Here is a 25,843-nt window from a genome sequence, read left to right as displayed (position 1 = left end):
AAGCGAGCAGGAGTCATTTTCTGCTCATCTATTGAGCATATAGCCCGTCTTTGTATGCAATTGGCGATCTGAGAGCTTGCCCGACCGGGATACCGGTCGACGTTTTACCTTGCTCCGGCAAGGCATTAGCAGGACATAAGTTTCATTAAGGGTTGGCACAATCCTTGCGATCTGAGTTCCAAGGCCGTTTCCCAAGGCGTTGGAGCATCACATGAAGCGTCGCGATTTCCTCAAATCGGTGTCTGGACTGGCGGCGGGGGCGCTGGCGCCGACCGCGCCCGCGATCTGGTCGCCGGCCAAGGCCGACGCGCGCTCCGAGACGCTGCTGATCGTCTCCGAAGGCGGCCCCAACAATCTCGATATCCACGGCGTCGGCACCAACGTGCCGGGCTACGAGGTGTCGTGGAATTGCTACGACCGCCTGATCAGCCACGAGATGAAGAGCGGTCCGGGCGGCGTGCCCTATTACAACCGCGACAAGTTCAAGCCCGAGCTCGCCGAGGACTTCAACATCGGCGACATGTCGGTCACCTTCAAGCTGCGCAAGAACGCCAAATTCCATGACGGCACGCCGGTGACGGCGAAGGACGTCAAATGGTCGCTCGACCGTGCGGTCAGCGTCGGCGGCTTTCCGACCTTCCAGATGAGCGCGGGCTCGCTGACCAAGCCCGAGCAGTTCGTGGTCGTCGACGACACCACGGTGCGCGTCGACTTCCTGAAGAAGGACAAGCTGACGATCCCCGACCTCGCTGTGATCGTGCCCTGCGTCGTCAATTCCGAGCTCGTGAAGAAGAACGCCAGCGAGAAGGATCCGTGGGGCCTCGAATTCACCAAGCAGCAGACCGCGGGCTCCGGCGCCTACAAGGTGACCAAGTGGACCGCCGGCACCGAAGTCGTCATGGAGCGCAACGACGAGTGGGTCTGCGGTCCGATGCCGAAGATCAAGCGCGTGATCTGGCGCATGGTGCCGCAGGCCGGCAACCGTCGCGCGCTGCTCGAGCGCGGCGACGCCGACATCTCCTATGAGCTGCCGTTCAAGGACTTCCAGGAGATGAAGGCGAACGGCAAGCTCAGCGTGGTCTCGCTGCCGTTCTCCAACGGCATCCAGTATATCGGCATGAACGTGACCAAGCCGCCGTTCGATAATCCCAAGGTACGGCAGGCGATGGCCTACGCGATGCCGTATCAGAAGATCATGGATGCGGTGCTGTTCGGTCTCGCCAACCCGATGTTCGGCGCGGCAAAGGACAAGCCGACCGAGGTCGCCTGGCCGCAGCCGACCAAGTATTTCACCGACATGGAGAAGGCCAAGGCGCTGCTCACTGAAGCCGGCTACGCCAACGGTTTCGAGACCACGATCTCGTTCGACCTGAATTTCGCAGGTGTCAACGAGCCGCTTTGCGTGCTGGTGCAGGAGAGTCTGGCGCAGCTCGGCATCAAGACCACGATCAACAAGGTGCCCGGCGCCAATTGGCGCACCGAGCTCACCAAGAAGGAAATGCCGCTGTTCACCAACGTGTTCTCGGGCTGGCTCGATTACCCCGAGTACTTCTTCTACTGGTGCTATCACGGCAACAATTCGATCTTCAACACGATGAGCTACAAATCGCCCGAGATGGACAAGCTCATCGACGGCGCACGCATTGCCGCCGCGAATGGTGACACCGCGGCCTACGACGCCGACGTCAAGGGTTTCGTCGATCTCGCCTTCGCCGACATCCCGCGCATCCCGCTCTATCAGCCCTTCGTCAACGTCGCGATGCAGAAGAACGTGACGGGCTACCAATACTGGTTCCACCGCCGCCTCGACTATCGCGCGATGGCGAAGGGGTGAGGCGCTGATGCTTGCGATGATCGGCAAGCGGCTGCTGTTCGCGATCCCGTCGCTGATCGGGGTCGTGATCGTGACGTTCCTGCTGACGCGCGCGCTGCCGGGCGATCCCGCGACGTATTTTGCTGGCCCCGCGGCCACCAAGGAGGCGGTCGACCAGATCCGCAAGAAGCTTGGTTTCGACAAGCCGCTGATCGAGCAGTTCGTCCGCTACACCAACGATCTCGCCCACGGCGATCTCGGCACATCGCTGACCACGGGCCAGCCGGTGGCGGCCGAGCTGCGCAACCGCCTGCCGGCGTCGGCCGAGCTCACTCTGCTCGGCCTTGTCGTCTCCATCGTGATCGCGATCCCGCTCGGCGTGCTGGCGGCGACGCGGCCGGGCTCCTGGATCGACCATCTCTGCCGCGTCACCACCACGGCCGGCGTGTCTCTGCCGGTGTTCTTCACCGGGCTCGTGCTGGTCTATCTGTTCTATTTCCGGCTCGGCTGGTCGCCGGCGCCGCTCGGCCGGCTCGACGTGTTCGCTAGCGCGCCGCCGACGGTCACGGGCTTCTATCTCATCGACACGCTGATCGCGCGGGACTTCGAGGCGTTTCGTTCTGCGCTCAGCCAATTGATCCTGCCGGCGGTGACGCTCGCGATCTTCTCGCTGGCGCCGATCGCGCGGATGACGCGCGCCTCGATGCTGGCGGTGCTGGCGTCCGACTTCGTCCGTACCGCGCGCGCCAGCGGCTTGTCGCCCGGCAAGGTGATCGTCACTTACGCCTTCCGCAACGCGATGCTGCCGGTCATCACCACGCTCAGCATGGTGTTCTCGTTCCTGTTGGGCGCCAATGTGCTGGTGGAAAAGGTGTTCGCCTGGCCCGGCATCGGCTCCTACGCGGTCGAGGCGCTGATCGCATCCGACTTCGCGCCGGTGCAGGGCTTCGTGCTGACCATGGCGGTCATGTACGTGCTGCTCAATCTGGTGATCGACATCCTCTACGGCGTGATCGATCCCCGCGTCAGGCTGGAGGGCTAGAGCATGAGCACCGTAGCTCCAACCGTCGAACCCGCAGGACCCGCCCGCACGTCGGGGCTTGCCGCTGCTTTTGAGCAGACCCGCTACGTCTTGAGCGAAAACAAGGTCACCGGCTTTGCCTTCGCGCTGCTGGTCCTGATCCTGTTTGCCGCGCTGTTCGGGCCCTACGTGGTGCCGTACGACCCGCTCGCCTCCGACACCGCGGCTGCATTGAAGCCGCCGTCGGCCGCGCACTGGTTCGGCACCGATCAGCTCGGCCGCGACATCTTCAGCCGCGTCATCGTCGCGACGCGGCTCGACACCTTCATCGCGGTCGCCTCCGTCGTGCTGGTGTTCCTGATGGGCGGGCTGGCCGGCATCGCCGCCGGCTATTTCGGCGGCTGGACCGACCGCATCGTCGGCCGCATCGCCGACACCATCATGGCGTTTCCGCTGTTCGTGCTGGCGATGGGCATCGTCGCGGCGCTCGGCAACACCGTGCAGAACATCATCATCGCGACCGCGATCGTGAACTTCCCGCTCTATGCCCGCGTCGCACGCGCAGAAGCAAACGTCCGCCGCAATGCCGGCTTCGTGCAGGCGGCGCGGCTGTCCGGCAACGGCGAGTACCGCATTCTGCTCGGGCACATCCTGCCCAACATCATGCCGATCATGATCGTGCAGATGTCGCTGACCATGGGCTATGCGATCCTCAACGCCGCGGGCCTGTCCTTCATCGGGCTCGGCGTCCGGCCGCCGACCGCGGAGTGGGGCATCATGGTCGCCGAGGGCGCAGGCTTCATGGTGTCGGGCGAGTGGTGGATCGCGCTGTTCCCGGGCCTGGCGCTGATGATCGCGGTGTTCTGCTTCAACCTGCTCGGCGACGGCCTGCGCGACATCGTCGACCCGCAGCGGAGGACGTGATGATGTGGACCTGGCTAACGCATGCGCGCTTTCTTCGCCTCTCCCCGCGTGCGGGGAGAGGCCGGGCCGCGTTAGCGGACCGGGTGAGGGGGGCTCTCCGCGCACTCCTCAGCCAGTTGTACGTGCCGATAGATGCCCCTCACCCCAACCCTCTCCCCGCAAGAGCGGGGCGAGGGGGCGCACTGGACAGGCGGAGAACATGATGCCTGTCCCGGTCCGGTGCCGTGCTACCGCTCCGCTCCTTTGCATGGGGTTGTTTTGCGGATTTTTGGATGACGCACCCTGTGAGGAGAGGTGCGCATGACCGCCCAGCCGCTGCTCGACGTCAGCGACCTCACGGTCGAGTTCACCACCCGCCGCGGCATCGTCAAGGCGGTGCAGCACGTCAACATATCGGTCGGCAAGGGTGAGACTGTCGGCATCGTCGGCGAGTCCGGCTCCGGCAAGTCGGTAACCTCCTATGCCGTGATGCGCATCCTCGATCGCGCCGGCCGGATCGCCGAGGGCTCGGTGATGTTCTCCGGCATCGACGTCAAGTCTGCCTCGGAGAGCCAGATGCGCGATCTGCGCGGCCGCGAAGTCTCGATGATCTTCCAGAATCCGCGCGCGGCGCTCAATCCGATCCGCAAGGTCGGGCACCAGATCGAGGACGTGCTGCGCCAGCATGTGCAGCAGGCGCAGGTCACTGATCGCGGCGAGAAGGCGATCGAGGCGCTGGAGCAGGTCAAGATCGCGCGCGCACGCGAGCGCTATCATGCCTATCCGTTCGAGCTGTCCGGCGGCATGTGCCAGCGCGTCGTCATCGCGCTGGCGCTGGCCTGCAATCCGCAGCTTCTGATCGCCGACGAGCCGACCACCGGGCTCGACGTCACCACCCAGAAGGCAGTGATGGACCTGATCGTCGAGCTGACCCGGCGCCGGGCGATGTCGACGATCCTGATCACGCATGATCTCGGCCTCGCCGCCGCCTATTGCGACCGCGTCGTGGTGATGGAGAAGGGCCGCGTGGTCGAGACCGCCGTCTCGGCCGACATTTTCGCCGCGCCCCGGCATGCCTACACCCGGAAGCTGATGCGCGCGACGCCGCGGCTCGGGGTGTCGCTCCGGGATCTGTTGCCGGAGGAGGATTCGCTTGCCTCTCCCCGCGTGCGGGGAGAGGCCGACACGCTCGGGAGCGCACTCGCGCGCCAGAGCGTGGCGGGTGAGGGGGACTCTCCACGGGCCGTGCCTGCGGATGCGGCCCCTCACCCCGACCCTCTCCCCGTAAAGAACGGGGAGAGGGGGCGGATGGAGCCCCTCCTATCAGTCGAAAAGCTCGTCAAGGAATACCCGCGCCAGGGCGCGGGCGGGATGCTGGCAAAGTTGTTCGGGCGCAAGCCGCCGGTCGAGGAGGACATCTTCCGCGCGGTCGACGGCATCAGTTTCTCGATCGACCATGGCGAGAGCGTCGGGCTGGTCGGCGAATCCGGCTGCGGCAAGTCGACGACGTCGATGATGGTGATGCGGCTGCTGGACCAGACCTCCGGCCGCATCATGTTCGATGGCCAGGACATCGGCGGCATCGCGCCGCAGTCCTTCGCGCGGCTGCCTCGGCGTAGCCAGATCCAGATGGTGTTCCAGGATCCGACCGACAGCCTCAATCCGCGCTTCACCGCGGCGCGCGCCATCGCGGATCCGATCATGCAGCTCGGCGACATCCGCGGGCGCGACGCGCTCCGCACCCGCTGCGAGGAGCTCGCGCGGCTGGTCGGCCTGCCGGTCAATCTGTTGGACCGCTTCCCGCACCAGCTCTCCGGCGGCCAGAAGGCCCGCGTCGGCATCGCACGCGCCATCGCGCTGCACCCGAAGCTCGTCATCCTCGACGAGCCGACCGCGGCACTTGATGTCTCGGTGCAGGCGGTGGTGCTCAATTTGCTGCAGGACCTCAAGCAGTCGATGGGCATGAGCTATTTGTTCGTGTCGCACGACCTCAATGTCGTGCGCCTGCTGTGCGATCGCGTCATCGTGATGCGCGCCGGTCGCATCGTGGAGCAGGGCACATCCGAACACGTCTTGGGCAATCCGCAGGATGCCTATACAAGGGAGCTGCTGACGGCGATCCCGCATCCGCCGCTGCCGGTGTCTTGACGCATGATCCGGAAAAGTGGGGGCCGGTTTTCCTCGCGACAAACGCGGAATGCGTTTGCGCGGAGATCATGCGCAAAATCGTTATTGGAGCGAAATGACCGATCATCTCGACGACTATATGAACGCCGTCGCCCGCGCGATGGCGTTGCCGCTGGAGGACGCCTGGCGTCCGGCGGTGCGCGCCAATCTCGACGTCTCGCTGCGGCTGGCGCGGCTGGTCGATGACTTCCCGCTGCCGGACGACGTCGTGTCGGCCGCCGTCTATTCGACTTGAGATCAGCGATGTCCGAAACTCCCGCTTCCATGTCGGCCGCCGAGATCGCGCAGGCGGTATCGAGCCGCAAGATCACGGCTCTTGCCGCGACCGAGGCTGCGCTGGCGCGGATCGCAGCGCATGACAAGGTCCTCAATGCCTTCACCGACGTCACCGCCGATCGCGCGCGTGCCGGGGCCAGCGCGGTCGATGCCGCGATCGCCGCCGGTCAACCGGTCGGCCCGCTCGCCGGCGTCCCCTTCGCGGTCAAGAACCTCTTCGACGTGCAGGGTCTTCCGACCCGCGCCGGCTCGAAGATCAACCGCGACCTGCCGCCGTCGTCGCGCGACGCGACGCTGATCGAGCGGATGGAGGCGGCTGGTGCGGTGCTGGTCGGCGCGCTCAACATGGGCGAATACGCCTACGACTTCACCGGCGAGAATGTGCATGACGGCCCGTCGCGCAACCCGCATGATCCGGCGCGGATGACCGGCGGCTCCTCCGGCGGCTCGGGCAGCGCCGTCGGCGGCGCGCTGGTGCCGATCGCGCTCGGCTCCGATACCAACGGCTCGATCCGCGTGCCGTCGTCGTTCTGCGGCACGTTCGGCCTGAAACCGACCTACGGCCGGCTGTCGCGCGCGCGGTCCTATCCGTTCGTCGCCAGCCTCGATCATCTCGGCCCGCTGGCGCGCAGCGCGAAGGACCTCGCGCTCGCCTACGACGCCATGCAGGGGCCTGATGCCGATGATCCGGCCTGCATTGTGCAGTCGGTCGAGCCGACCGTGCCGTTGCTTGCCAACGATATTGGCGGGCTGCGGGTTGCGATCGCCGGCGGCTATTTCCAGCAGAATCTGTTTCCGGAGGCGGCAGAGGCGGTCGCGCGTGTCGCGAAGGCACTCGGTGCCGCGCGGACCGTGGAGCTTCCCGAAGCGGCGCGCGCTCGCGCCGCGGCCTACATCATCACCACCACCGAGGGTGCCGCGCTGCATCTCGATCGCCTGCGCAAGCGTCCCAACGATTTCGATCCGGCGGTGCGCGACCGTCTCATTGCGGGCGCGATGATCCCGGCGGTCTATGTCGACAAGGCGCAGAAATTCCGCCGCTGGTATCGCGCCAGGGTGCTGGAGCTGTTCCAGTCGGTCGACGTGATCCTGGCGCCGGCGACGCCGTGCACCGCGCCGAAGATCGGTCAGGCCAGTTTCACGCTCGACGGCGTCGAGCTTCCGGTGCGCGCCAATATCGGCATCCACACCCAGCCGATCTCCTTCATCGGCCTGCCGGTGGTCGCCGTGCCGGTGCCGCTTGAACCGATGCCGATCGGCGTGCAGATCATCGCGGCGCCCTGGCGCGAGGACGTCGCGCTGCGGGTCGCCTACGCGCTGGAACAGAGGGGCGTTGCGGCCGCGCCGGCGCCGAGAGGGCTCTGATATGGATATCGATCTTCCCGACGTCGTCGCCGAGGTCACCGCGCAGTTCCAGCGATATGAGAAGGCGCTGGTCTCGAACGACGTCGCGGTGCTCGACGAGCTGTTCCGCGACGACCGCCGCACGCTGCGTTACGGCATTGGCGAGAACCTTTATGGCTATGCCGAGATCATGGCGTTTCGCGCAGGACGCTCGCCGGTCGGGCTGATGCGCAAGATCGAGCGGACCGTGATCACGACCTATGGCCGCGACACCGCGATCGCCTCGACGCTGTTCTACCGGGACAGCGCACCGGGTAGAGTGGGGCGGCAGATGCAGACGTGGATTCGCTTTCCCGAGGGCTGGAGAATCGTCGCGGCCCATGTCAGCGTCATCGATGAACCCAAAGGTGCTTGAAGGGCGATCGAGGATGAGCCTGGACGATCTGCCGCAGGACGCAGAATCCGAGATGACGGTGCGCCGCATCGATCGGCCGTCGTCGCTGGTCGACAAGGTCACCCGCGCCGAGGAATTGCGGCTGCAGCTTGCCGACGAGATCGTGCGCGGCACGCTGCCGCCGGGGGCCGGGCTCGATGAAACCGACCTTGCGCGGCGCTTCAACGTCTCGCGCACCCCGGTGCGCGAAGCGCTGCGGCAGCTTGCCGCCAGCGGCCTGATCGATGCCCGCGCGCATCGCGGCGCCGTGGTGGCGCGGCCCTCGCTTGAACGGCTCACCGGCATGTTCGAGGCGATGGCCGAGCTGGAAGCGATCTGCGCCGGCCTTGCCGCCGAGCGGATGACGGCGGCGGAGCGCCATGCGCTGGAAGCGATCCACGAGGAATTGCGGGTGCTGAGCTATACCGGCAATCCCGAGCGGTTCCACGAGGTCAATGAGCGCTTCCACAACGCGATCTATGCCGGCTCGCAGAACGCCTACATCGCCGAGATCACGCTGGCGACGCGGGTGCGCGTGCAGCCGTTCCGCCGCGCCCAGTTCCGCAACCTCGGCCGTCTGGCAAAGTCCCACGCCGAGCACGACCGCGTCGTCGTCGCCATCATGCGCGGCGACAAGACAGGCGCCGCCGCGGCGATGCGTGCCCATATCGAGCAGGTGCGCGGGGAATACGAGACCTACGCGGTGTCGGTGTAGCTTCTCCTTAGCTCTCCCCGCTTGCGGGGCGAGGTCGGATTGCATCGCAGACGCAATCCGGGTGAGGGGGTACAGGTCTCTCGATAGTCCTCCGCGCGGAGAGATGCCCCTCACCCCCACCCTCTCCCCGCGAGAGCGGGGCGAGGGAGCGCACTTCCGCTGCGGCTAGGCTTTCGCCCTCTCCGCCATGAATGCGCGCCAGCCGCCATAGGCGGAAATGTCCTTCGCGCCGTTGATCGCGGCGGGTTCGACGATGAAGCCCTTCGCCTGCCGTCCGTCGGCGAGCCTGATCGTGCCGATCGACAGCGGCGGCGGAATCGCGGCGACGAACTTTCCGAATGCTGCCGGTGACATCGCCCACAGTTCGAGCTTGATCGCATGGCCCGCACCGGCCTCGATGCGCAGCATGCCGGGCTTGGGCGGCGTGGTGTCGAGTGCGTAGAGCTTGTAATCCGGCCCGGTGACCGCCTCTTCCAGCAGGCGCGCATCGAGCGTCGTCAGCTCGTGGTTCAGTGCCATGCCGGAGAGATGTGCGCCGACCACCGCGATGGTGATGTCGTCGGAGCCGGCCTGCGTCGGTATGGCGGTGAGCGGCGGCTGCGGAAGTGAATTGGCGCCGAGGGTAAGTTCGGAGTCGGCATGGAAGACACGGCCGATGCCGGCAAGCTCGGCGTCGCGGCCGGCGGGGGCGAGCAGCGTGATGCCGAACGGCGCGCCGTCGGGCCGCATCGCTGCCGGCAGCGCCAGGCCGCACATGTCGAGCAGGTTGACGAAATTGGTGTAGGTGCCGAGCCGCGAGTTCAGCTCGATCGGATTGGCGAGCACGTCAGCGGTGGAATAGACGGTCGGGGCGGTCGGCAACACGATGGCATCGAGTTGCGCAAGGCTGCGCTCTGCAATGCGGCGCAGCGCCTCGAGGCGGTACAGCGCAGAAAAAGTATCGGCGGCAGTCGGACGCGATCCGCCGACGGTGATCTCGCGCGTTACCGGATGGACCGCCTCGGGCGACGACGCGAGCAGGTCGCGGATGACGAGATAGCGTTCCGCCACCCACGGACCCTCATAAAGCAACCGCGCGGTCTCGAAGAACGGCGCGAGGTCGAACGCGACGAGATCGGCGCCAAGCGCCTGCCAGCGCTTGCACGCCTCGCCATAGGCCTTCTCGGCCTCGTGATCGCCGAAGAATTTCAGCTGGCCGGTTTGGGGAATGCCGAGCCTCAGCTTGGCCGGAAAGCTTGCCAGTGGGGCCAGCGGCCGGTCGCCGCGCGAGTACGGATCGGCGTCATCCGGCCCGGACATGACGGCGAGCGCCGCCAGCGCGTCGTCGACGGTGAGCGAGAAGATCGAGACGCAGTCGAGCGTCCGGCACGCCGGCACGACGCCGGTGGTCGAGATCAGCCCGAGGCTCGGCTTGAGCCCGACGATGTTGTTGAGCATCGCCGGCACGCGGCCGCTGCCCGCGGTATCGGTGCCGAGCGCAAGCGGCACCAGGCCCGCTGAGACCGCGACCGCGGAGCCCGAGCTCGATCCGCCCGGCACCAGATCGCCGCGCACCGGGTTCTTGGGAATGCCGTAGGGCGAGCGCACGCCGACCAGACCGGTGGCGAACTGGTCGAGATTGGTCTTGCCGATGATGATGGCGCCGGCCGCGCGAAGCTTGGCGACCGCCGTGGAATCCTGCGCCGGCAGATACGAGAACGCCGGGCAGGCGGCGGTGGTCGGCAGGCCCTTGACGTCGATATTGTCCTTGACCGCGACCGGCAGGCCGTAGAGCGGCAACGTCGGATCGGCGAGCCGCCCGGCCTCGGCAAGCGCATCCTTCTCGTCGCGCAGGCTGATGAAGATGGCGGGGTCGTTGTGCTCGCGGATGCGCTGGTAGCTGCGCGCCACGGTTTGGGCCGGCGTCATGGTCCCGGCGCGGTGCGCGGCGACGATCGCGGCGACAGTTTCAGTCACGTGCTTGGCCTCATCTCGTGAGCGGGAGGCGTCGGATGCCATCCGCAAGGGAATTGCAGCCTGGTCGAAGCAAGCAATGTGCCATTGTGTACAATTCACCCGCGTCCGTCGCGCGGCGGATTATTGCACAATATCAGTTGCTTGAAATGCTCGTCGGGAGCGGACGTAGGCTCGCTCGAGAGAGCATCTGCCCAATTTAGAGGCAGCTCTGGTCAAGCCGAAATCTCGTCGCGAGGTCAGGTGAAGCAGGCGAGGATCTGCAGCAGCTGTTTGCGATTTTCCTTGCCGATCTTCTCCGCGACATGCCGCTCATGCTCGGCGGCGAGCCGCTTGAACTGCGCCAGCGCGGTCTTGCCGCGCGCGGTCAGATGCAGCGCATGGGAGCGGCGGTCGGTCGCGGAGGGGACGCGGCTGACGAATTCGCGGTCTTCCAGGCTGTCGAGCAGATGCACCAGCCGCGCGCGCTCGATCCCGAGCCGCTTTGCCACCGCCATCTGGCTGAGGCCAGGATTGGCCCCGATCACGGTCATCACCGAATACTGGGTTGGACGGATATCGACCGTCGCCAGCGTCTTGATGAAGTCCTGAAAGATCCAGAGCTGGAAGCGCCGCACCGCATAGCCGGCGTGACCGACCAGCGCGTCGAGGCCGATGTCGTCGCCGGCCGCCCCGCCATTTGCTCCATGCGACCGGGCGCGGCGGATTGCCGCTGCCGTTCCTGCCGCCTTGCGCGATGTCTTTTGCTGGCCTGCCATGAGCCCAGGCTAGCGTGCCCAAGGCGAGAGGGAAAGATTGTTGTTGACGACAACAATTGATGTCCGCAACATTATGACCAAAGAGCCCGGCCGGGACCGCGGCGCCGCACCATGTTGCGGCGCGATCCCGATAAGACACGGGTGACAAGACTTGGGTGACAAGACTTGGGCGAGGAGGAAACCATGACGATGGCCGCCGCCGGCGGAGACAATCCGGGCAGCCTGTTCGCGACGCCCGCGATCGTTGCGGTCAGCCGCAACGACGGCAGCATCCTGGTCCGCTCCACCACGCCGCTGAAGCAGGGCGCCCGCTGTGTCGGCGACTGGCTGGAGCATTGGGCGCGGCAGGCGCCGGATCGCATCTTTCTCGGCGAGCGCGCCAATGCCGATGCGCCCTGGAGCACCGTCAGCTATCGCGACGCGCTCGGCATCGTGCGGCGGGCCGCATCGTGGGTGCTAGCGCAAGGGCTGAGCACGGAACGTCCGCTCGTCATCCTCTCCGACAACGGCATCGATCACGCGTTGTTCGCGCTCGCCGCGCAGCATGTCGGCGTGCCCTCGGCCGCGATCTCGCCGGCCTATTCCTTGATGTCGAAAGACTTCGACAAGCTGAAGAGCATGATCGAGCTGCTCGACCCCGGCGCGATCTACGTAGCAAGCACAAGGCCGTTCGCGGCGGCGCTTGCCGCAATCAAGCCGCTGCATCGCGCAACCATCGTCAGCGGCAATCCGGACGACGCCGACGCATTGTCGTTCCGTACCGTCGCTGCCACGCCGGAAGCGCCCGGGGTCGCCAAGGCGTTCGCGGCGGTGACGGCGGACACGATCGCAAAATTCCTGTTCACCTCGGGCTCGACGGGCACGCCGAAGGCCGTGATCAACACCCAGCGCATGCTGACCTCGAGCCAGCAGGCCAAGGCGCAGACCTGGACGTTCCTGGAGCAAGCGGGCGAGGAACTGGTGATCCTGGACTGGCTGCCGTGGAGCCACACGTTCGGCGCCAACCACAACTTCAACCTGGTGCTGCGCAACGGCGGCACGCTCTATATCGACGGCGGCAAGCCGGCGCCCGGGCTGTTCGCGACCTCGCTGGCCAACCTGCGCAGCGTGGTGCCGACGGTCTATTTCAACGTGCCGCGCGGCTTCGACATGCTGATCGCGGCGCTGCGCACCGACGACGAACTGCGCAGAAAATTCTTCGAGGGCACCAAATTCGCCTTCTATGCCGGCGCGGCGCTGCCGCAGAATCTGTGGGACGCGTTGGAGGAATTGTCGCTGCGGACGGTCGGTCGCCGGCTGCCGATGGTGTCGGCCTGGGGCTCGACCGAGACCTCGCCGCTGGCGACCGATTGCCACTTCCTGGCCAAACGCTCCGGCAATATCGGCGTGCCGATCCCCGGCACCGAGCTCAAGCTGGTGCCGTCGGGCGACAAGCTGGAGGTGCGCGTGCGCGGGCCCAACGTCACGCCGGGCTACTGGAAGGCGCCCGAGCTGACCGCTGAGGCCTTCGATGCCGAGGGTTTTTACAAGATCGGCGACGCCGTCACCTTCGCCGATGCCGCACGGCCCGATCTCGGCCTGTTCTTCGACGGCCGCGTGGCGGAGGATTTCAAGCTCAATTCCGGCACCTGGGTCAGCGTCGGCACCTTGCGCGTCGCCGGCATCGCGGCGCTGGCGCCGCTCGCGCAGGACATCGTCGTCACCGGCCACGGCCGCGACGAGGTGCGCTTCCTGGTGTTTCCGAACCTCGCCGCCTGCCGTTCGTTGGCAGGGCTGCCCGAGAGCACCGATGCGCGGGAGGTGATCGGCCATCCGGCGGTCCGTTCCGCGATCGGGCGGGGGCTGGCGACGCTGAAGGCGCAAGGCGGCCATTCCTCCGGCCATGCCACCCGCGCGCTGCTGCTGGCCGAGCCTGCCTCGGTCGACGGCGGGGAGATCACCGACAAGGGCTACATCAACCAGCGCGCCGTGCTGACGCGCCGCGCCGCAGCAGTGGCGGTATTGGAGGACGATGCGTCGGGTGAGGCGATCGTCTGCGCGGGCTTGTGAGCGATTTGTGCTTCTGACGCGCGAGCAGCGCGCCGCGTACACTGCCGTCGTCCCTGCGGAAGCATGGACCCATATTCCGCTGCCGATATTGTGAACAAAGTTCGTCGTTCCGCCGACATGCGATAATCAGCATTTGTGGTTATGGGTCCCGGCTCGGAGGCCGGGACGACACCGCGTTTGTGGCACGGATCATCCAAGTTTCAGCCGTCCAACCCGCCAGGTCCCCGCTGCTTCCACTTGCCGCGCTGCACGCGGTTGCCTTTTTAGTTGCCAGAGCAACTAAGCTGTGCGAGTTTCCGGACCCATAGGGACAGGGCCGGTCAACGGCCACGCGTTTGGGAGGAGAATGTTGCGCAGCACGGCGCCAACGGCACGCATGGACAATCGGGCGAAGACCGTGGGGGCGCAGCGCGCCGCCCGTGGTCCCGCCGCGCCGTCAGGTCGTGCTTTGCCCGGTGACGGCGCCGAGATTCTCGTGCAGCCGGCGCAGCAGCTCGATCAGCACCTCGCGCTCGTCCTTTTTCAGGCACGCCAGCAGCCGCCGCTCGCGCTCCAGCGCCGCGACGATGACCTTGTCGTGGACGGCGCGGCCGCGCGCGGTCAGCGTGATCGAATGGGTACGGCCGTCATCGGGTGCGGTACGGATGGTCAGCAGGCCGCGCTTCTGCAATGCCGCGAGGTTGCGGCTGACCGGCCCCTTGTCGAAGCCGATCACCTGGCAGATCCGGGAGGCGGGAATCCCCGGCTCGATCGCCAGTTGCGAGATAATCCGCCACTCGGTGACGTTGACGCCGAAATTCTTCTGGTAAAACGCGGTGGCGCTGTTCGACAGCTTGTTGCCGATGAAGGTGATGAACGCCGGCACATAGCGATCAAGGTCCAGCAGCGGGCCGTCACTGGCGTCTGCGGGATCGGCCGGTCTCGGCCGGCGGGGCTTTCGGGGGAGGGGCTGGCTGCTCATCTCTCAAATCATCGCTGCGAAACTGTCCGGGAGCAATAGATATGCGGCCCGTGTTGACAAGATCAAACCTCGGGAGGTCCCGATGACTGCAACAGAAGCTGCGTCCGTCCCGCATCTCGACGTCGATCCGTTCGCGCTCGAGTTCTTCGCCGATCCATTCCCGACCCATGAGCGGCTGCGCGAGGCCGGGCCGGTGGTCTATCTCGACAAGTGGAATGTCTATGGCGTGGCGCGCTACGCCGAGGTCCATGCGGTGCTGAACGACCCCGCGACCTTCTGCTCCAGCCGCGGCGTCGGCCTCAGCGACTTTTCCAAGGAGAAGCCGTGGCGGCCGGCGAGCCTGATCCTGGAGGCCGACCCGCCCGCCCATACCCGGACCCGCGCCGTGCTGAGCACGGTGTTGTCGGCGACCGTGATGAAGCAGCTTCGCGGGCAATTTGCCGCCGCCGCGGAGGCCCGTCTCGACGCGCTGCTGGAGAAGCGCAGGTTCGACGCGATCACGGACCTTGCGGAAGCCTATCCGTTGTCGATCTTCCCGGATGCGCTCGGCCTGAGGCCGGAGGGCCGCGAGCATCTGCTGCCCTACGCCAGTCTGGTGTTCAATGCCTTCGGCCCGCCGAACGAGCTCCGCAAGGAGGCGATCGAGCGCTCGGCGCCGCATCAGGCCTATGTTGCCGAGCAATGCCAGCGCGACAATCTCACCCCGGGCGGCATCGGCGCCTGCATTCACGCCCATGTCGATACCGGCGCCATTACCGCGACCGAAGCGCCGCTGCTGGTGCGCTCGCTGCTGTCGGCCGGTCTCGACACGACCGTCAACGGCATCGGCGCCGCCGTCTACTGCCTCGCCCGCTTCCCCGACCAGTTCCAGAGGTTGCGCGGCGATCCGACGCTGGCGCGCAACGCCTTCGAGGAAGCCGTGCGGTTCGAAAGTCCGGTCCAGACTTTCTTCCGCACCACGACGCGCGACGTCGGGCTCAGTGGGGCCAGCATTCCTGAAGGCGAGAAGGTGCTGATGTTCCTGGCTGCGGCCAATCGTGATCCGCGCCGCTGGGAGCAGCCCGACAGCTACGACATCACCCGTCGTACGTCGGGCCACGTCGGCTACGGTTCGGGCATCCATATGTGTGTCGGCCAGCTCGTCGCCCGTCTCGAAGGCGAGGTGATGATGGCGGCGCTGGCGCGTCGTGTCGCCAGGATCGACATCACCGGCGAGCCGAAGCGCCTTTTCAACAACACGCTGCGCGGGCTCAGCAGCCTGCCGGTCGAGATCACGCCGGCCTGACGAAACATCGGAGCTGGCTGAGGAGCGAGGCAAGGGAGGAGACTATGAGGGGCTTCGGGGTTGGGCGATCTAGGATTGGACTTGCGCTGGCATTGGCCTGCGTCGCGGGCAGCGCACGCGCGGAGATTTCCGGCGACGTGGTCCGCGTCGGCGTGCTCAACGACATTTCCGGCATCTTCCAGGACACCAACGGCATGGGTTCGGTGGAAGCCGCGCGCATGGCCGCGGAAGATTTTGGCGGTGGCGGCAAGGGCATCAAGGTCGAGATCGTCTATGCCGATCACCAGAACAAGGCCGACGTGGGATCTGCGATCGCGCGCAAATGGCTCGATGTCGAAGGCGTCGATGCCATCGTCGACGTGCCGAACTCGGCGGTCGGGCTCGCTATCAACACCATCCTGCGCGATTCAAGGATGACGTTCCTGGCGTCGTCGACCGCGAGCTCCGATCTCACCGGTAAGGCCTGCTCGCCGAACACCATTCAATGGGTCAACGACGCCTGGGCCACCGGCAACACCACCGCGGCCGCGATGATGCAGCGTGGCGGCAAGGACTGGTACTTTGTGACCGTCGACTATGCGCTCGGCAAAGGCATTGAGGCCGAGGCGACGAACTACATCGAGAAGCACGGCGGCAAGGTGTTGGGCTCGAGCAAGCATCCGCTCGGCACCTCGGACTTCGCCTCCTTCCTGCTCCAGGCGCAGAGCTCGAAAGCAAAAGTGATCGGGCTCGCCAATGCCGGCGGCGACACCATCAACGCGGTGAAGCAGGCGGCCGAGTTCGGCATCCAGCAGGGCGGCCAGACCATGGTGGCGTTCCTGCTGTTCGTGAACGACATCCACGGCATGGGCCTGAAGGTCGCGCAGGGCCTGCAGCTGCTGGAAGCCTTCTACTGGGACATGAACGACGACACCCGCGCGTTCGCAAAGCGCTTCGCCGCGCGTCCCGGCATGAACGGCAAGATGCCGAGTGGCAACCAGGCCGGCGTCTATGCCTCGACGCTCGCCTACCTCAACGCAGTCGCCGCCACCGGCAGCGACGACGCCAAGGCGGTGGTGCCGCAGATGAAGACCTTCAAGGGCAAGGACAGACTGTTCGGCGACACCACGATCCGCCAGGACGGCCGCGTCATCCATCCGATGTATCTGTTCGAGGTGAAGAAGCCGGAGGAGTCGAAGTACCCCTACGACTATTACAAGCTGATCGCGACCATCCCGGCCGACCAGGCGTTCCGCCCGCTGGCCGATGGCGGCTGCTCACTGGTGAAGTGAGGTTGCTGCCGCGAATGCTGCTGCGCCCCCTCTCCCCTTGTGGGAGAGGGCTGGGGTGAGGGGTATCTCTCCACGCGGCGTACGGACCGGAGAGACCGCAACCCCTCACCCGGATCGCATTGCGCTTCGCTTCATGCGTTCCGGCCTCTCCCACAAGGGGAGAGGCCGACTAAGTTTGTGGCGCGCTGTTGGCGACTAACTACGCAGCCTTCGCCGCTCCGTCACCGGCCTTCACCCGCGCCAGCATCTCGGCCGCCGTCATCACATGTGCGGTTGAGAATGCGAGGATCGTCAGCGTGGCGCGGTGCACCTCCTCGGCGGACAAGGCGCCCTGGCCGACATCGGGATAGTCGAACGTGCCGGTCGCATCCGACAGGAAGACCACCTTGTAATTGTGGAACATGGCGTCTCGCGCGGTGGCGTGGCAGCAGTTCTCGGTCGTGGTCCCCGAGATGATCACCGTGGTGATGCCCCATTCGCGCAGGATGAGATCGAGATCGGTGGCGAAGAACGCGCTGTAGCGGTGCTTCTTGATGACGTGCTCGCCGGGGGCGGGCGCGAGGTCGTTGAAGATCTCGACGCCCTCGCTGCCGTCGACCAGCGACGACCGGTCGGCGATCGGCGAATAGAGATCGTCATAGAGCCCCATGTCGCTGCCGTCGCGGCGATGCACATGCGCGGTGTAAATGACGCGGATGCCCTTGTCGCGGCAGGCCTTCAGGGTCTGCGCCAGCCGCGGCACCATGGCAGCGGCCTGGGCCGAACGCAGCTTGGCGCCCTCGGCCACGAAATCGTTCTGCATGTCGACCACGATCATGACGGTTCGCGCCGGATCGATGGTTTCGCATTGGTAGCCCATATGGTGCCTCCTCTCCTGGTGGGAGATATTTTCTACACCGGCTGCGGCGGCCGTTCTTGGCTGCGCCGGCCAGTCGCTGGTCTCTGCTTGCCAGAAGGGAGGGCTGGACGCAGAATGTCCCGCTGCCGGGTTGGGCGGGAGCAAGGTCCGATGCAGACCCCAGATCACACAGTCGTCGCGCAAACGCTTGTCGCACCGGGTGACAGTTTCGACCGCTGGCATCACGTCACCTGCCGCGAATTCTCGCTGACCGAATGCCGCCGCGTCGCCGACGAGGCGTTCCAGGCGTCGATCTCGATCCGCCATCTCGGCCCGCTTGCCATCAACGACATCTGGTCTTCGACGCCGGCCGCCGACCCCATCCGGGTGATGCGCAGCGCGAGCGACGTCCGCAGGGATCCGCGCGACTATTTCATGCTGTGGCTCACGCTGCGCGGCGAGGTCAGCTTCGCGCAAGGCGGCCGCGACGTCCGCATGCGCCGGGGCGATCTGATGCTGCATGACCAGGCGCAGCCGTTCACGCTCGAATTCGCCCCGAGCGCGCGCGCGATCATGGTGTCGATCCCGCGGCCGCTGCTGCTCGCACGCCTGCCGGACGCGCAGCGCCTGACGGCGCGGCGGGTCGGCAACGCGTCGAAAGTGGGAGCGCTGGCGGGATCGCTGATCCGCCGGCTGACGCGGCTCGATGACGCGGCCGGACCTGCGGCGATACGGCTTGGCGCGGCAGCGCTCGATATTTTCGCAACGACGCTGCAGACCGAGCTGACGGACGAAGGGCCCCAGCGCGGCGACGAAAGGCTGGCGCGGGTCAAGGCCTACATGCTGGCCAATCTCGACGATCCCGGGCTCGATCTCGATGCGATCGCCACGGCGCAGAACATGGCGCCGCGCACGCTCAATCGCCTGTTCGCGCGCGAAGGCACGACGCCGATCCGCTGGCTGTGGCAGCAGCGCCTTGCCGGCGCGTATCAGGCGCTGGCCGAACGGCGCTTCAGTCATGTCACCGATGTCGCGCTGAGCTTCGGCTTCAGCGACGTCTCGCATTTCAGCCGCGCCTTCAAGGCCGCCTTCGGCCGCTCGCCGCACCAGGTGATGGGGTGAGAATGCGTACAGCGCTGAGAGGCTAAGACAGCTTGTTATCCGTCATCCTGAGGTGCGAGCCTTGCGGCGCAATTGCGGCGCTGGGCGAGCCTCGAAGGATGCACGGCCACTAGCGGGGCCGTCGATCCTTCGAGACGCGCGTGCCGCGCTCCTCCAGCGACAAAGGCGGAGCCTTTGCGCGGGGATGACGGATAACAGGTTAGCGTAGTGCCGAGTACCTACTGCGCGACCTTGCTGCTGCCTTGTGTGATCAGCCGTGCGGCGCGCTGGTCGCGGGTGTGGATCCAGAGCCAGTTCATCGCCACCGCAATCCGATGCCGCACGCCGATCAGGAAGTAGATGTGGGCGAGGCCCCAAATCCACCATGCCAGAGAGCCGCGCAGCTTGAGCCAGCCGAAATCGATCACCGCCTTCTTCTTGCCGATCTGGGCGAGGCTGCCGGCATGCTTGTAGCGGAACGGCGGCAGTGTCTTGCCGTCGAGCCGGGCCTTGATCAGTGCGGCGACATAGCGCCCCTCCTGCTTGGCGGCCGGCGCGATGCCCGGCACCGGATTGCCGTCGGGATCCTTGATCGTGACGGTGTCGCCGACGGCGAAGACATCGGGATGGCCCGGCACGGTGAGATCCGGCTCGACCTGCAGCCGATGGGCGCGATCGGCCGGCGCGTTCAGCCACTCGGCGGCGCGCGAGGCGCGCACGCCGGCGGCCCAGACGATGGTACGCGCCTCCAGCCTCTTGCCGCCGAACACCACGCCGTCGGCCGAGCATTCGGTGACCGGCTCGCCCAGCATCACCTCGACGCCGAGTTTTTCCAGCGACGCCTGCGCGTAGGCCGAGAGATCGTCGGGAAATCCTGCCAGCACGCGCGGGCCGGCCTCGATCAGCACCACGCGCGCCTTGCGCGTGTCGATGTGACGGAAGTCTTGCGGCAGCGTGTCCTTGGCGAGGTCGGCGATGGTGCCGGCCATCTCGACGCCGGTCGGCCCGGCGCCGATGATGACGAAGGTCAGCAGCGCAGCGCGCTTGTCCGGATCGGTCTCGCGCTCGGCGCGCTCGAAGGCGACCAGGATGCGCCGCCGCAGCGTCGTGGCGTCCTCCAGCGTCTTCAGGCCGGGCGCGAACGGCTCCCATTCGTCGTGGCCGAAATAGGCGTGGCGGGCGCCGGTGGCGAGGACCAGCGTGTCGTAGGGAATGCCGCCGCCGTCGTCGAGCGCTACCCGCTTCGCCGCGGCATCGACGCCGCAGACATTGGCGAACAGCGTCGTCACCTCGGGCCGGTCGCGCAAGAGATATCGGATCGGCCAGGCGATCTCGCTGGTGGCAAGCGAAGCAGTCGCGACCTGATAGAGCAGCGGCTGGAACAGATGGTGGTTGCGACGGTCGATCAGCGTGATCTCGACCGGCGCCCCTCTGAGACCGAAAGCGGCTTCCAGGCCGCCGAAGCCGGCGCCGACGATCACCACGCGATGAGGTTTGGCCGGCGCTTGCGTCATCTGATGTCGCTCCCGGTTTCGAACGGCTTCGCCGTTTGATTATGTATTCATTCGCAGCCCCATTCCAACACGAAATGCCCGATCGCCCGATAGCAAAACCCAATCGCCGCAAGCCTCACGCATCCTGCGGCGCGGCCGCGGCGACGGCCCGCCGCCGCATCGGCAGGAACAGTCCCGCGACCGCGCCGGCGAATGACAGCGTTGCGGCAAGGCTCATCGCCGACGCGAATCCGTTTGCGAAATGACCGGATGAATCGGCCGCACCGTTGGCGGAGAAGCTCGCCACCAGCGCCGCGATGCCGAACATGCCGCCGAGGAAGCGGCCCATGTTGAAGACGCCCGACGCCTTGCCCATCTCGCTGACGGCGACCGCACCCAGCACCGCGTTCTGCGCGGCCGGCATCGCCATCGACACGCCGACGCCGGCGAGCACCAGCGGCGCGACCAGCGCCGAATAGGGCACTGCGGGGCTCACGATCTCGCTGATCCAGCCGAGCCCGATCGCCTGCATCAAGAGGCCGGTGACGACCAGCGTGCGCTCGCCGAACCGGTTGACCGCGGCGCCGGCGATCGGCGCGGTGACGAACAGCGTCGCCGTCCACGGCAGCAGACGAAGCCCGGCGCCGAAGGCGTCGAAGCCGAGCGCGATCTGCAGGAACTGCGGCAGCAGGAACAGCACGCCATACATCGCGGCGTAGAACAGCACGCTTGCGGCCATGCCCGACGCAAACGGCCGTGCCGCGAACAGCCGCATCGGCACCATCGGGCTTGTGGCGCGCAGCTCCCACAGCACGAACAGCGCCGCCAGCGCGACGCCGGCGATCAGCGCGCCCGTCACTTCCGCGCTGGCCCAGCCGACGCCGTTGCCGCGCAGCAGGCCCCAGACCAGCGCCAGCGCCGCGAGCGCGACCAGCGTGAGTCCGGCGATGTCGAGCGGCGCTGGCGCCCCGAAGCTTTCGCGCAGGCGGGCGATCACGAGGGCGATCGCGACCAGGCCGATCGGCAAATTGATCCAGAAGATCCAGCGCCAGCCGAGATGTTCGGTGATGAAGCCGCCGATCGCGGGACCTATGATCAGCGCGCATCCGGTGATGCCGCTGAAAATGCCGAGCGCGCGGGCGCGCTCCTCCCGGCCGAACGCGCCGCTCAGGATCGCCATCGCCAGCGGCATCACCAGCGCCGCGCCCGCGCCCTGCAGGGCGCGGGCGGCGATCAGGGCCGCGGCGTTGCCGGCCAGCGCGCAGGCCGCCGACGCCACGACGAACAGGCCGATCCCGGCCGCGAACATCCTGCGCCGCCCGAACCGGTCGCCGAGCGCCGCGCCGGTCAGGAGCAGCACCGCGAAGGTCAGGTTGAAGGCGTTGACGGTCCATTGCAGCGTCTCCACGGCGCTTCCGAAATCGGCGCGGATGGTGGCGAAGGCCGTGGTCATGATCATGGCGTCCAGCGCCATCATGAAGGATGCCAGCGCGGTGAGGCCGAGCACCCAGCGCTGTTCGGCGCGCTCTCGAGGGGTCTGCATGGTCGTTCTCCGTTGCCGCGCCGCGAGGTTGCGGCGCGCTTCGCCGGCAAGGACGAACCGGAACGGGCAAAGGATGCGGCGAAGAACTATTTTTGAATTTACTTTTGCCGGACCGCATCCTTTGGCGGTTCGCGAACGTCCTTGGGTCTGAGGCGGCCGGTTCAGGCCGCAGAACCAGGCCAAGGAGGCTGCGATGAGACGGACCCTGATCAGGTACAAGGCGAAGCCGGAGATGGCGGAGAAGAATGCCGCGCTGGTGTCGGCCGTGTTCGCCGAGCTGAAGGCGGCGAGGCCGGACGGCGTGCGCTATCTGACCCTGCGGCTGGAGGACGACACCTTCATCCACATGGTCGAGACCGCGGCCGAAGACGGCTCGAGCCCGATCCCGAAACTGGCCGCGTTCCAGGCCTTCCAGGACGGCATCCGCGATCGTTGCGCCGAGCCGCCGCTGGTTCGAAGTGCGGTGATTGTCGGGAATTATCGTATGCTGGATGAGCCGTGAACCGACAAGCGTTGAACCGGCGGGCAGTGCACCGATCTGGCGGAGCCATCATGACGTCACCACACCAAGCGCCGGCCGCGACCGACGTCGACGCGCTCTTGGCGGCGATGCGGCCAAGGCTGCATCGCTACTGCGCCCGTATGGTCGGATCCGTCATCGACGGCGAGGATGTGCTGCAGGACGCGCTGATCAAGGCGGTGGAGGCCTTCGGGTCCGCCGCGCCGATCCAGAGTCCGCAAGCCTGGCTGTTCCGGATCGCGCACAACACCGCGCTCGATTTCCTCAGGCGGCGCAACCGTCAGGAAGCGCTTCACGCGCCGGAGGAGGTGGACATGATGGCCGGAGAGCTCGATGATTTGGGCCGCCGCGAGATCGCCGCGACCAGCCTGCGCACCTTCATGCGCCTGCCGGTGGCGCAGCGTTCCAGCGTGATCCTGATGGATGTGCTCGGCTGCTCCCTGCAGGAGATCTGCGGCATCATGGATTTCAGCCTGCCCGCGGTGAAAGCCGCGCTGCACCGTGGACGCACGCAGCTGCGCGAGTTTGCCGCCGAGCCGGACGACGCGCCGCGGCCCGGCCTGTCGCCGGCCGATCGCATCAGGCTCAACGCCTATGTCAGCCATTTCAACGCCCGCGACTTCGACGCCATCCGCGCCATGATCGCCGATGACATCAGGCTCGAGCTCGTCAACCGCACGCGGCTGAACGGCAAGGCCGAGGTGTCGCGCTACTTCGGCAATTATTCGAAGATCGACGACTGGCACCTGGTGACCGGACAGGTCGAGGGACGCCCCGCGATCCTGGTGTTCGACCCGAACGCACAGGGCGCGCCGCCGCGATCGTTCATGCTGCTCGACTGGTCGGCCGACAAGGTCGCGACGATCAGGGATTTCCGCCACGCGTCCTATGCGATCGACGGCGCCGAATGGGCGGTGGACAAGGGGTGATCGGCTTTCGCCCCAGCCTTTGGCTCAGTGATCGCGCCACAAACTCCGCGTCGTCCCGGACAAGCCAACGGGTCGGCGCGAAGCGCCGCCCGATGACAGGCTCCGCGCGATCCGGGACCCATAACCACCAATGGGAATCGTCTTGGTCGCTGGGGCCCCAGCGCTCTTCAACAATCTGATCCTGTGGTTATGGGTCCCTGCTTTCGCAGGGACGACGGCTGCTACCGCGTCTTGCCGCCGAACTCGCCGTTGGCGATCCGCGCGACGCGGCTGCCGCCTGCGGCCGGCGTACTGCGTCTTTCAAACAGACCATCGCCGGTCTCGCGCGGCGATGGCGGGGCTTCTTCGTAATAGCCGCCGCTCCGCCAGACCAGCAGGACGATGTTCATTGCGCCATTGACGGCGGCGCCGACCACCGTTTCGGTGTGCTGATAGGTCAGCGCATATTCGGGAAATCGTCCGGCAATCGCCCTGTCGAGCACGAGGAGGGCGATCCATGCCGCCATCACGCAGACCGGATCCCAGCCCATGTCGCGCACCCGCATCGATTGCAGCATGAAGCAGATGACGAGCATGCCGTAGAAGGCAATGACCAGCACGGGGTTGCTCGATGCCTGTGCCAGCAGCACGTCCATACTGCCGCTCGCCGGTGCGTTGCCGGTGACGCCGTAGACCAACATCATAAAGCCGAGGCCCACCACGAAGGTGCAGAAGAAGAAAGCCAGTCGGCCCATCCGGGCATTGAAGCCGAAGATGTAATTCAGCATGTGACGCACCCCTTTGGCGGCAGCGTCGGCCAGGGATGCTTTCCGGACCATGAAGCCCGCAGGCGCTTGCCGGCCTGTGGTTTCCGGGTGCTTTACCGGATCGTTAAAGCCTGCTGCAGTGCGGGCGTGGGTCGTTGCGGGAGGCCGGTGCCTGCGACAATCGTTGCCCACGCAACCGGCATTATATTTCTTGCCATGGTCGATTTAGACGAATTATGATGCAAGGTGCTGGGGTATGCGCCGAAGGTTCTAAGTGAGCGCCGTCGGTTCGTGCTTGCTGCAGACTTGCGATATCGCGCACAAAATACGTCACAGAACGACGCGCGCAAAGCGTGACCCCCGGGCCCTCGTGATCGAGCCTCGTGGGATCTTTGGTTGAGGAGGGGAGTGAATATGAAAAAGGCATTTTGGCTGGCAGGCGCCATGGCTGTGGCGCTGGCGCAGCCCGCGACGGCGGCTGACAGCGTCAAGATCGGCTTCGTTTCGACCTTCAGTGGTCCGACCGCTGTGATCGGCAACGACATGCGCAATTCCTTCGAGCTCGCGCTCGACCATCTCGGCCGCAAGATTGACGGCAAGCCAGTCGAGGTGATCTACGAGGACGACCAGCAGAAGCCGGATGTCGGCAAGCAGAAGACCGAGAAGCTGGTGCAGTCCGACAAGGTCGACTTCATCGTCGGCTACATCTGGTCGAACGTGCTGCTGGCGTCGCTGAAGACCGCCGTCGATTCCAAGACCTTCCTGATCTCGGCCAATGCCGGTCCGTCGCAACTCGCCGGCGAACTGTGCTCGCCTTACGTGTTCTCGACCTCCTGGCAGAATGACCAGACCCCGCAGGCGGTCGGCACCTACATGAACCAGAAGGGCGTCAAGTCGGTGTTCCTGATCGGCCCGAACTACGCCGCGGGCAAGGACATGCTGGCCGGCGTCAAGAGCACGTTCAAGGGCCAGATCGTCGGCGAGGAATATACGGTGTGGCCGAGCCAGCTCGACTTCTCCGCCGAACTCACCAAGGCGAAGAACTCCAAGGCCGAGTCGATCTTCGTGTTCTATCCGGGCGCGGCCGGCGTGCAGTTCCTGAACCAGTATGCGCAGGCCGGCATCAAGCAGCAGATTCCGCTCTACACCGCCTTCACTATCGACGAATTGTCGCTGCCGTTGCAGAAGGACAATGCGCTCGGCGTTCCCGGCGCGCAGCAATGGGTCAACGACCTGCCCAACGAGGAGAACAAGAAGTTCGTCGCCGACTACCGCAAGAAGTATCCGGGCCTGCGGCCGACCTTCTACGGCGCCCAGTCCTACGACGCTGCCAACCTGATCAACAGCGCCGTGGTCGCGGTGAAGGGCGACCTGACGAAGAAGGACGCGATGAAGGCCGAGATGGAGAAGGTGAACTTCAAATCGGTGCGCGGTCCGTTCAAGTACGGCAACAACCACATTCCGATCCAGAACTTCTATCTGCAGGACGTGGTCAAGGACGCCGAGGGCCAGCTCTCGCTGAAGACGGTCGCGACCATCGTCAAGGACGACCAGGATCGCTTCCACGACAAGTGTCCGATGAAGTGATTGTCGGGCGTCTTTTTGGCGCGCGGCTTGCTTCTCTTTACCTCGCCCCGCTCTTGCGGGGAGAGGTCAATCGCGAAGCGATTGGGTGAGGGGCTCTTTCCCGGCATTCGGTTTGCG

Annotated in this window: 22 protein-coding genes; 15 read left to right on the top strand and 7 right to left on the bottom strand. The window is 66.1% G+C overall.

Features of this window, described 5'->3' with window-relative positions; all coding sequences use genetic code 11:
- Positions 1-211 precede the first annotated feature (211 nt).
- The 8 genes from ACVW1B_RS31830 (at position 212) to ACVW1B_RS31795 (ending at position 8,692) form a co-directional block, all read left to right on the top strand.
- On the top strand, positions 212-1,834 hold the full coding sequence (locus tag ACVW1B_RS31830) for an ABC transporter substrate-binding protein (protein ID WP_253606380.1): 1,623 nt from the start codon (positions 212-214) through the stop codon (positions 1,832-1,834).
- Between the two features lie 7 nt (positions 1,835-1,841).
- The gene (locus ACVW1B_RS31825; protein WP_253606381.1) at positions 1,842-2,855 is read left to right on the top strand and encodes an ABC transporter permease; all 1,014 of its coding nucleotides are present in this window, start codon (positions 1,842-1,844) and stop codon (positions 2,853-2,855) included.
- A 3-nt stretch (positions 2,856-2,858) separates the two neighbouring features.
- Positions 2,859-3,758, top strand: a complete 900-nt coding sequence (locus ACVW1B_RS31820) for an ABC transporter permease (protein WP_253588692.1) — start codon at positions 2,859-2,861, stop codon at positions 3,756-3,758.
- A gap of 300 nt (positions 3,759-4,058) precedes the next feature.
- The gene (locus tag ACVW1B_RS31815; RefSeq protein WP_253606382.1) at positions 4,059-5,885 is read left to right on the top strand and encodes a dipeptide ABC transporter ATP-binding protein; all 1,827 of its coding nucleotides are present in this window, start codon (positions 4,059-4,061) and stop codon (positions 5,883-5,885) included.
- 94 nt (positions 5,886-5,979) lie between these two features.
- Entirely contained in the window at positions 5,980-6,159 is a 180-nt protein-coding gene (locus ACVW1B_RS31810; protein ID WP_018269566.1) for a DUF4089 domain-containing protein, read from the top strand.
- Between the two features lie 8 nt (positions 6,160-6,167).
- The gene (locus ACVW1B_RS31805; RefSeq protein ID WP_253606383.1) at positions 6,168-7,565 is read left to right on the top strand and encodes an AtzE family amidohydrolase; all 1,398 of its coding nucleotides are present in this window, start codon (positions 6,168-6,170) and stop codon (positions 7,563-7,565) included.
- Between the two features lies 1 nt (position 7,566).
- Positions 7,567-7,959: an oxalurate catabolism protein HpxZ gene (hpxZ, locus tag ACVW1B_RS31800; RefSeq protein ID WP_016845830.1), complete on the top strand. Its 393-nt coding sequence runs from the start codon at positions 7,567-7,569 to the stop codon at positions 7,957-7,959.
- A gap of 13 nt (positions 7,960-7,972) precedes the next feature.
- Positions 7,973-8,692 carry a GntR family transcriptional regulator gene (locus ACVW1B_RS31795; RefSeq protein WP_225649401.1) on the top strand — a complete coding sequence of 240 codons (720 nt, stop codon included), beginning with the start codon at positions 7,973-7,975 and terminating at the stop codon, positions 8,690-8,692.
- Positions 8,693-8,857: 165 nt separating this feature from the next.
- On the opposite strand, the gene atzF is transcribed toward ACVW1B_RS31795, so the two are convergent.
- On the bottom strand, positions 8,858-10,690 hold the full coding sequence (gene atzF, locus ACVW1B_RS31790) for an allophanate hydrolase (protein ID WP_253609870.1): 1,833 nt from the start codon (positions 10,688-10,690) through the stop codon (positions 8,858-8,860).
- 194 nt (positions 10,691-10,884) lie between these two features.
- Positions 10,885-11,403 carry a MarR family winged helix-turn-helix transcriptional regulator gene (locus tag ACVW1B_RS31785; RefSeq protein ID WP_253606384.1) on the bottom strand — a complete coding sequence of 173 codons (519 nt, stop codon included), beginning with the start codon at positions 11,401-11,403 and terminating at the stop codon, positions 10,885-10,887.
- A gap of 183 nt (positions 11,404-11,586) precedes the next feature.
- Here ACVW1B_RS31785 and ACVW1B_RS31780 point away from each other — a divergent pair, with 183 nt between their 5' ends.
- The gene (locus ACVW1B_RS31780) at positions 11,587-13,452 is read left to right on the top strand and encodes a feruloyl-CoA synthase (protein WP_375167047.1); all 1,866 of its coding nucleotides are present in this window, start codon (positions 11,587-11,589) and stop codon (positions 13,450-13,452) included.
- Positions 13,453-13,888: 436 nt separating this feature from the next.
- Here the strand turns inward: ACVW1B_RS31780 and ACVW1B_RS31775 are convergent, their stop codons facing one another.
- Entirely contained in the window at positions 13,889-14,413 is a 525-nt protein-coding gene (locus ACVW1B_RS31775) for a MarR family winged helix-turn-helix transcriptional regulator (protein WP_076831045.1), read from the bottom strand.
- 82 nt (positions 14,414-14,495) lie between these two features.
- On the opposite strand from ACVW1B_RS31775, the gene ACVW1B_RS31770 reads away from it, so the two are divergent.
- Both ACVW1B_RS31770 and ACVW1B_RS31765 read left to right on the top strand, forming a co-directional pair.
- The gene (locus ACVW1B_RS31770) at positions 14,496-15,698 is read left to right on the top strand and encodes a cytochrome P450 (RefSeq protein ID WP_456822715.1); all 1,203 of its coding nucleotides are present in this window, start codon (positions 14,496-14,498) and stop codon (positions 15,696-15,698) included.
- 44 nt (positions 15,699-15,742) lie between these two features.
- Positions 15,743-16,969: an ABC transporter substrate-binding protein gene (locus ACVW1B_RS31765; RefSeq protein WP_456793079.1), complete on the top strand. Its 1,227-nt coding sequence runs from the start codon at positions 15,743-15,745 to the stop codon at positions 16,967-16,969.
- A 199-nt stretch (positions 16,970-17,168) separates the two neighbouring features.
- Here the strand turns inward: ACVW1B_RS31765 and ACVW1B_RS31760 are convergent, their stop codons facing one another.
- Positions 17,169-17,828 carry an isochorismatase family protein gene (locus tag ACVW1B_RS31760; RefSeq protein WP_253606387.1) on the bottom strand — a complete coding sequence of 220 codons (660 nt, stop codon included), beginning with the start codon at positions 17,826-17,828 and terminating at the stop codon, positions 17,169-17,171.
- 150 nt (positions 17,829-17,978) lie between these two features.
- Here ACVW1B_RS31760 and ACVW1B_RS31755 point away from each other — a divergent pair, with 150 nt between their 5' ends.
- Positions 17,979-18,929 (top strand): AraC-like ligand-binding domain-containing protein, encoded by a 951-nt coding sequence (locus ACVW1B_RS31755; protein WP_253606388.1) that lies wholly within the window; start codon positions 17,979-17,981, stop codon positions 18,927-18,929.
- 218 nt (positions 18,930-19,147) lie between these two features.
- Here ACVW1B_RS31755 and ACVW1B_RS31750 read toward each other — a convergent pair whose 3' ends face one another.
- Both ACVW1B_RS31750 and ACVW1B_RS31745 read right to left on the bottom strand, forming a co-directional pair.
- The gene (locus ACVW1B_RS31750; protein ID WP_253606389.1) at positions 19,148-20,422 is read right to left on the bottom strand and encodes an NAD(P)/FAD-dependent oxidoreductase; all 1,275 of its coding nucleotides are present in this window, start codon (positions 20,420-20,422) and stop codon (positions 19,148-19,150) included.
- A gap of 115 nt (positions 20,423-20,537) precedes the next feature.
- Entirely contained in the window at positions 20,538-21,944 is a 1,407-nt protein-coding gene (locus ACVW1B_RS31745; protein WP_253606390.1) for a DHA2 family efflux MFS transporter permease subunit, read from the bottom strand.
- A 193-nt stretch (positions 21,945-22,137) separates the two neighbouring features.
- Here ACVW1B_RS31745 and ACVW1B_RS31740 point away from each other — a divergent pair, with 193 nt between their 5' ends.
- Positions 22,138-22,446 carry a hypothetical protein gene (locus ACVW1B_RS31740; RefSeq protein ID WP_028333780.1) on the top strand — a complete coding sequence of 103 codons (309 nt, stop codon included), beginning with the start codon at positions 22,138-22,140 and terminating at the stop codon, positions 22,444-22,446.
- A 50-nt stretch (positions 22,447-22,496) separates the two neighbouring features.
- Entirely contained in the window at positions 22,497-23,393 is an 897-nt protein-coding gene (locus ACVW1B_RS31735) for a sigma-70 family RNA polymerase sigma factor (protein ID WP_253606392.1), read from the top strand.
- A 221-nt stretch (positions 23,394-23,614) separates the two neighbouring features.
- Here the strand turns inward: ACVW1B_RS31735 and ACVW1B_RS31730 are convergent, their stop codons facing one another.
- Complete coding sequence (locus tag ACVW1B_RS31730) at positions 23,615-24,331, bottom strand: DUF805 domain-containing protein (protein ID WP_456822714.1); 717 nt, start codon at positions 24,329-24,331, stop codon at positions 23,615-23,617.
- Positions 24,332-24,553: 222 nt separating this feature from the next.
- Between ACVW1B_RS31730 and ACVW1B_RS31725 the strand changes: the two genes are divergently transcribed.
- A complete protein-coding gene (locus ACVW1B_RS31725; protein ID WP_253606396.1) occupies positions 24,554-25,726 on the top strand; it encodes an ABC transporter substrate-binding protein in 1,173 nt (390 codons plus the stop codon).
- Positions 25,727-25,843: the final 117 nt, after the last annotated feature.

The organism is Bradyrhizobium sp. USDA 4502, assembly GCF_054063355.1.
This window is presented reverse-complemented; position numbering and strand designations above follow the sequence as displayed.

Coding starts and splice junctions, on each gene's coding strand:
- ACVW1B_RS31830 (WP_253606380.1), top strand. CDS start 212: ATGAAGCGTCGCGATTTCCTCAAATCGGTGTCTGGACTGGCGGCGGGG.
- ACVW1B_RS31825 (WP_253606381.1), top strand. CDS start 1,842: ATGCTTGCGATGATCGGCAAGCGGCTGCTGTTCGCGATCCCGTCGCTG.
- ACVW1B_RS31820 (WP_253588692.1), top strand. CDS start 2,859: ATGAGCACCGTAGCTCCAACCGTCGAACCCGCAGGACCCGCCCGCACG.
- ACVW1B_RS31815 (WP_253606382.1), top strand. CDS start 4,059: ATGACCGCCCAGCCGCTGCTCGACGTCAGCGACCTCACGGTCGAGTTC.
- ACVW1B_RS31810 (WP_018269566.1), top strand. CDS start 5,980: ATGACCGATCATCTCGACGACTATATGAACGCCGTCGCCCGCGCGATG.
- ACVW1B_RS31805 (WP_253606383.1), top strand. CDS start 6,168: ATGTCCGAAACTCCCGCTTCCATGTCGGCCGCCGAGATCGCGCAGGCG.
- hpxZ (WP_016845830.1), top strand. CDS start 7,567: ATGGATATCGATCTTCCCGACGTCGTCGCCGAGGTCACCGCGCAGTTC.
- ACVW1B_RS31795 (WP_225649401.1), top strand. CDS start 7,973: ATGAGCCTGGACGATCTGCCGCAGGACGCAGAATCCGAGATGACGGTG.
- atzF (WP_253609870.1), bottom strand. CDS start 10,690: ATGGCATCCGACGCCTCCCGCTCACGAGATGAGGCCAAGCACGTGACT.
- ACVW1B_RS31785 (WP_253606384.1), bottom strand. CDS start 11,403: ATGGCAGGCCAGCAAAAGACATCGCGCAAGGCGGCAGGAACGGCAGCG.
- ACVW1B_RS31780 (WP_375167047.1), top strand. CDS start 11,587: ATGACGATGGCCGCCGCCGGCGGAGACAATCCGGGCAGCCTGTTCGCG.
- ACVW1B_RS31775 (WP_076831045.1), bottom strand. CDS start 14,413: ATGAGCAGCCAGCCCCTCCCCCGAAAGCCCCGCCGGCCGAGACCGGCC.
- ACVW1B_RS31770 (WP_456822715.1), top strand. CDS start 14,496: ATGACTGCAACAGAAGCTGCGTCCGTCCCGCATCTCGACGTCGATCCG.
- ACVW1B_RS31765 (WP_456793079.1), top strand. CDS start 15,743: ATGAGGGGCTTCGGGGTTGGGCGATCTAGGATTGGACTTGCGCTGGCA.
- ACVW1B_RS31760 (WP_253606387.1), bottom strand. CDS start 17,828: ATGGGCTACCAATGCGAAACCATCGATCCGGCGCGAACCGTCATGATC.
- ACVW1B_RS31755 (WP_253606388.1), top strand. CDS start 17,979: ATGCAGACCCCAGATCACACAGTCGTCGCGCAAACGCTTGTCGCACCG.
- ACVW1B_RS31750 (WP_253606389.1), bottom strand. CDS start 20,422: ATGACGCAAGCGCCGGCCAAACCTCATCGCGTGGTGATCGTCGGCGCC.
- ACVW1B_RS31745 (WP_253606390.1), bottom strand. CDS start 21,944: ATGCAGACCCCTCGAGAGCGCGCCGAACAGCGCTGGGTGCTCGGCCTC.
- ACVW1B_RS31740 (WP_028333780.1), top strand. CDS start 22,138: ATGAGACGGACCCTGATCAGGTACAAGGCGAAGCCGGAGATGGCGGAG.
- ACVW1B_RS31735 (WP_253606392.1), top strand. CDS start 22,497: ATGACGTCACCACACCAAGCGCCGGCCGCGACCGACGTCGACGCGCTC.
- ACVW1B_RS31725 (WP_253606396.1), top strand. CDS start 24,554: ATGAAAAAGGCATTTTGGCTGGCAGGCGCCATGGCTGTGGCGCTGGCG.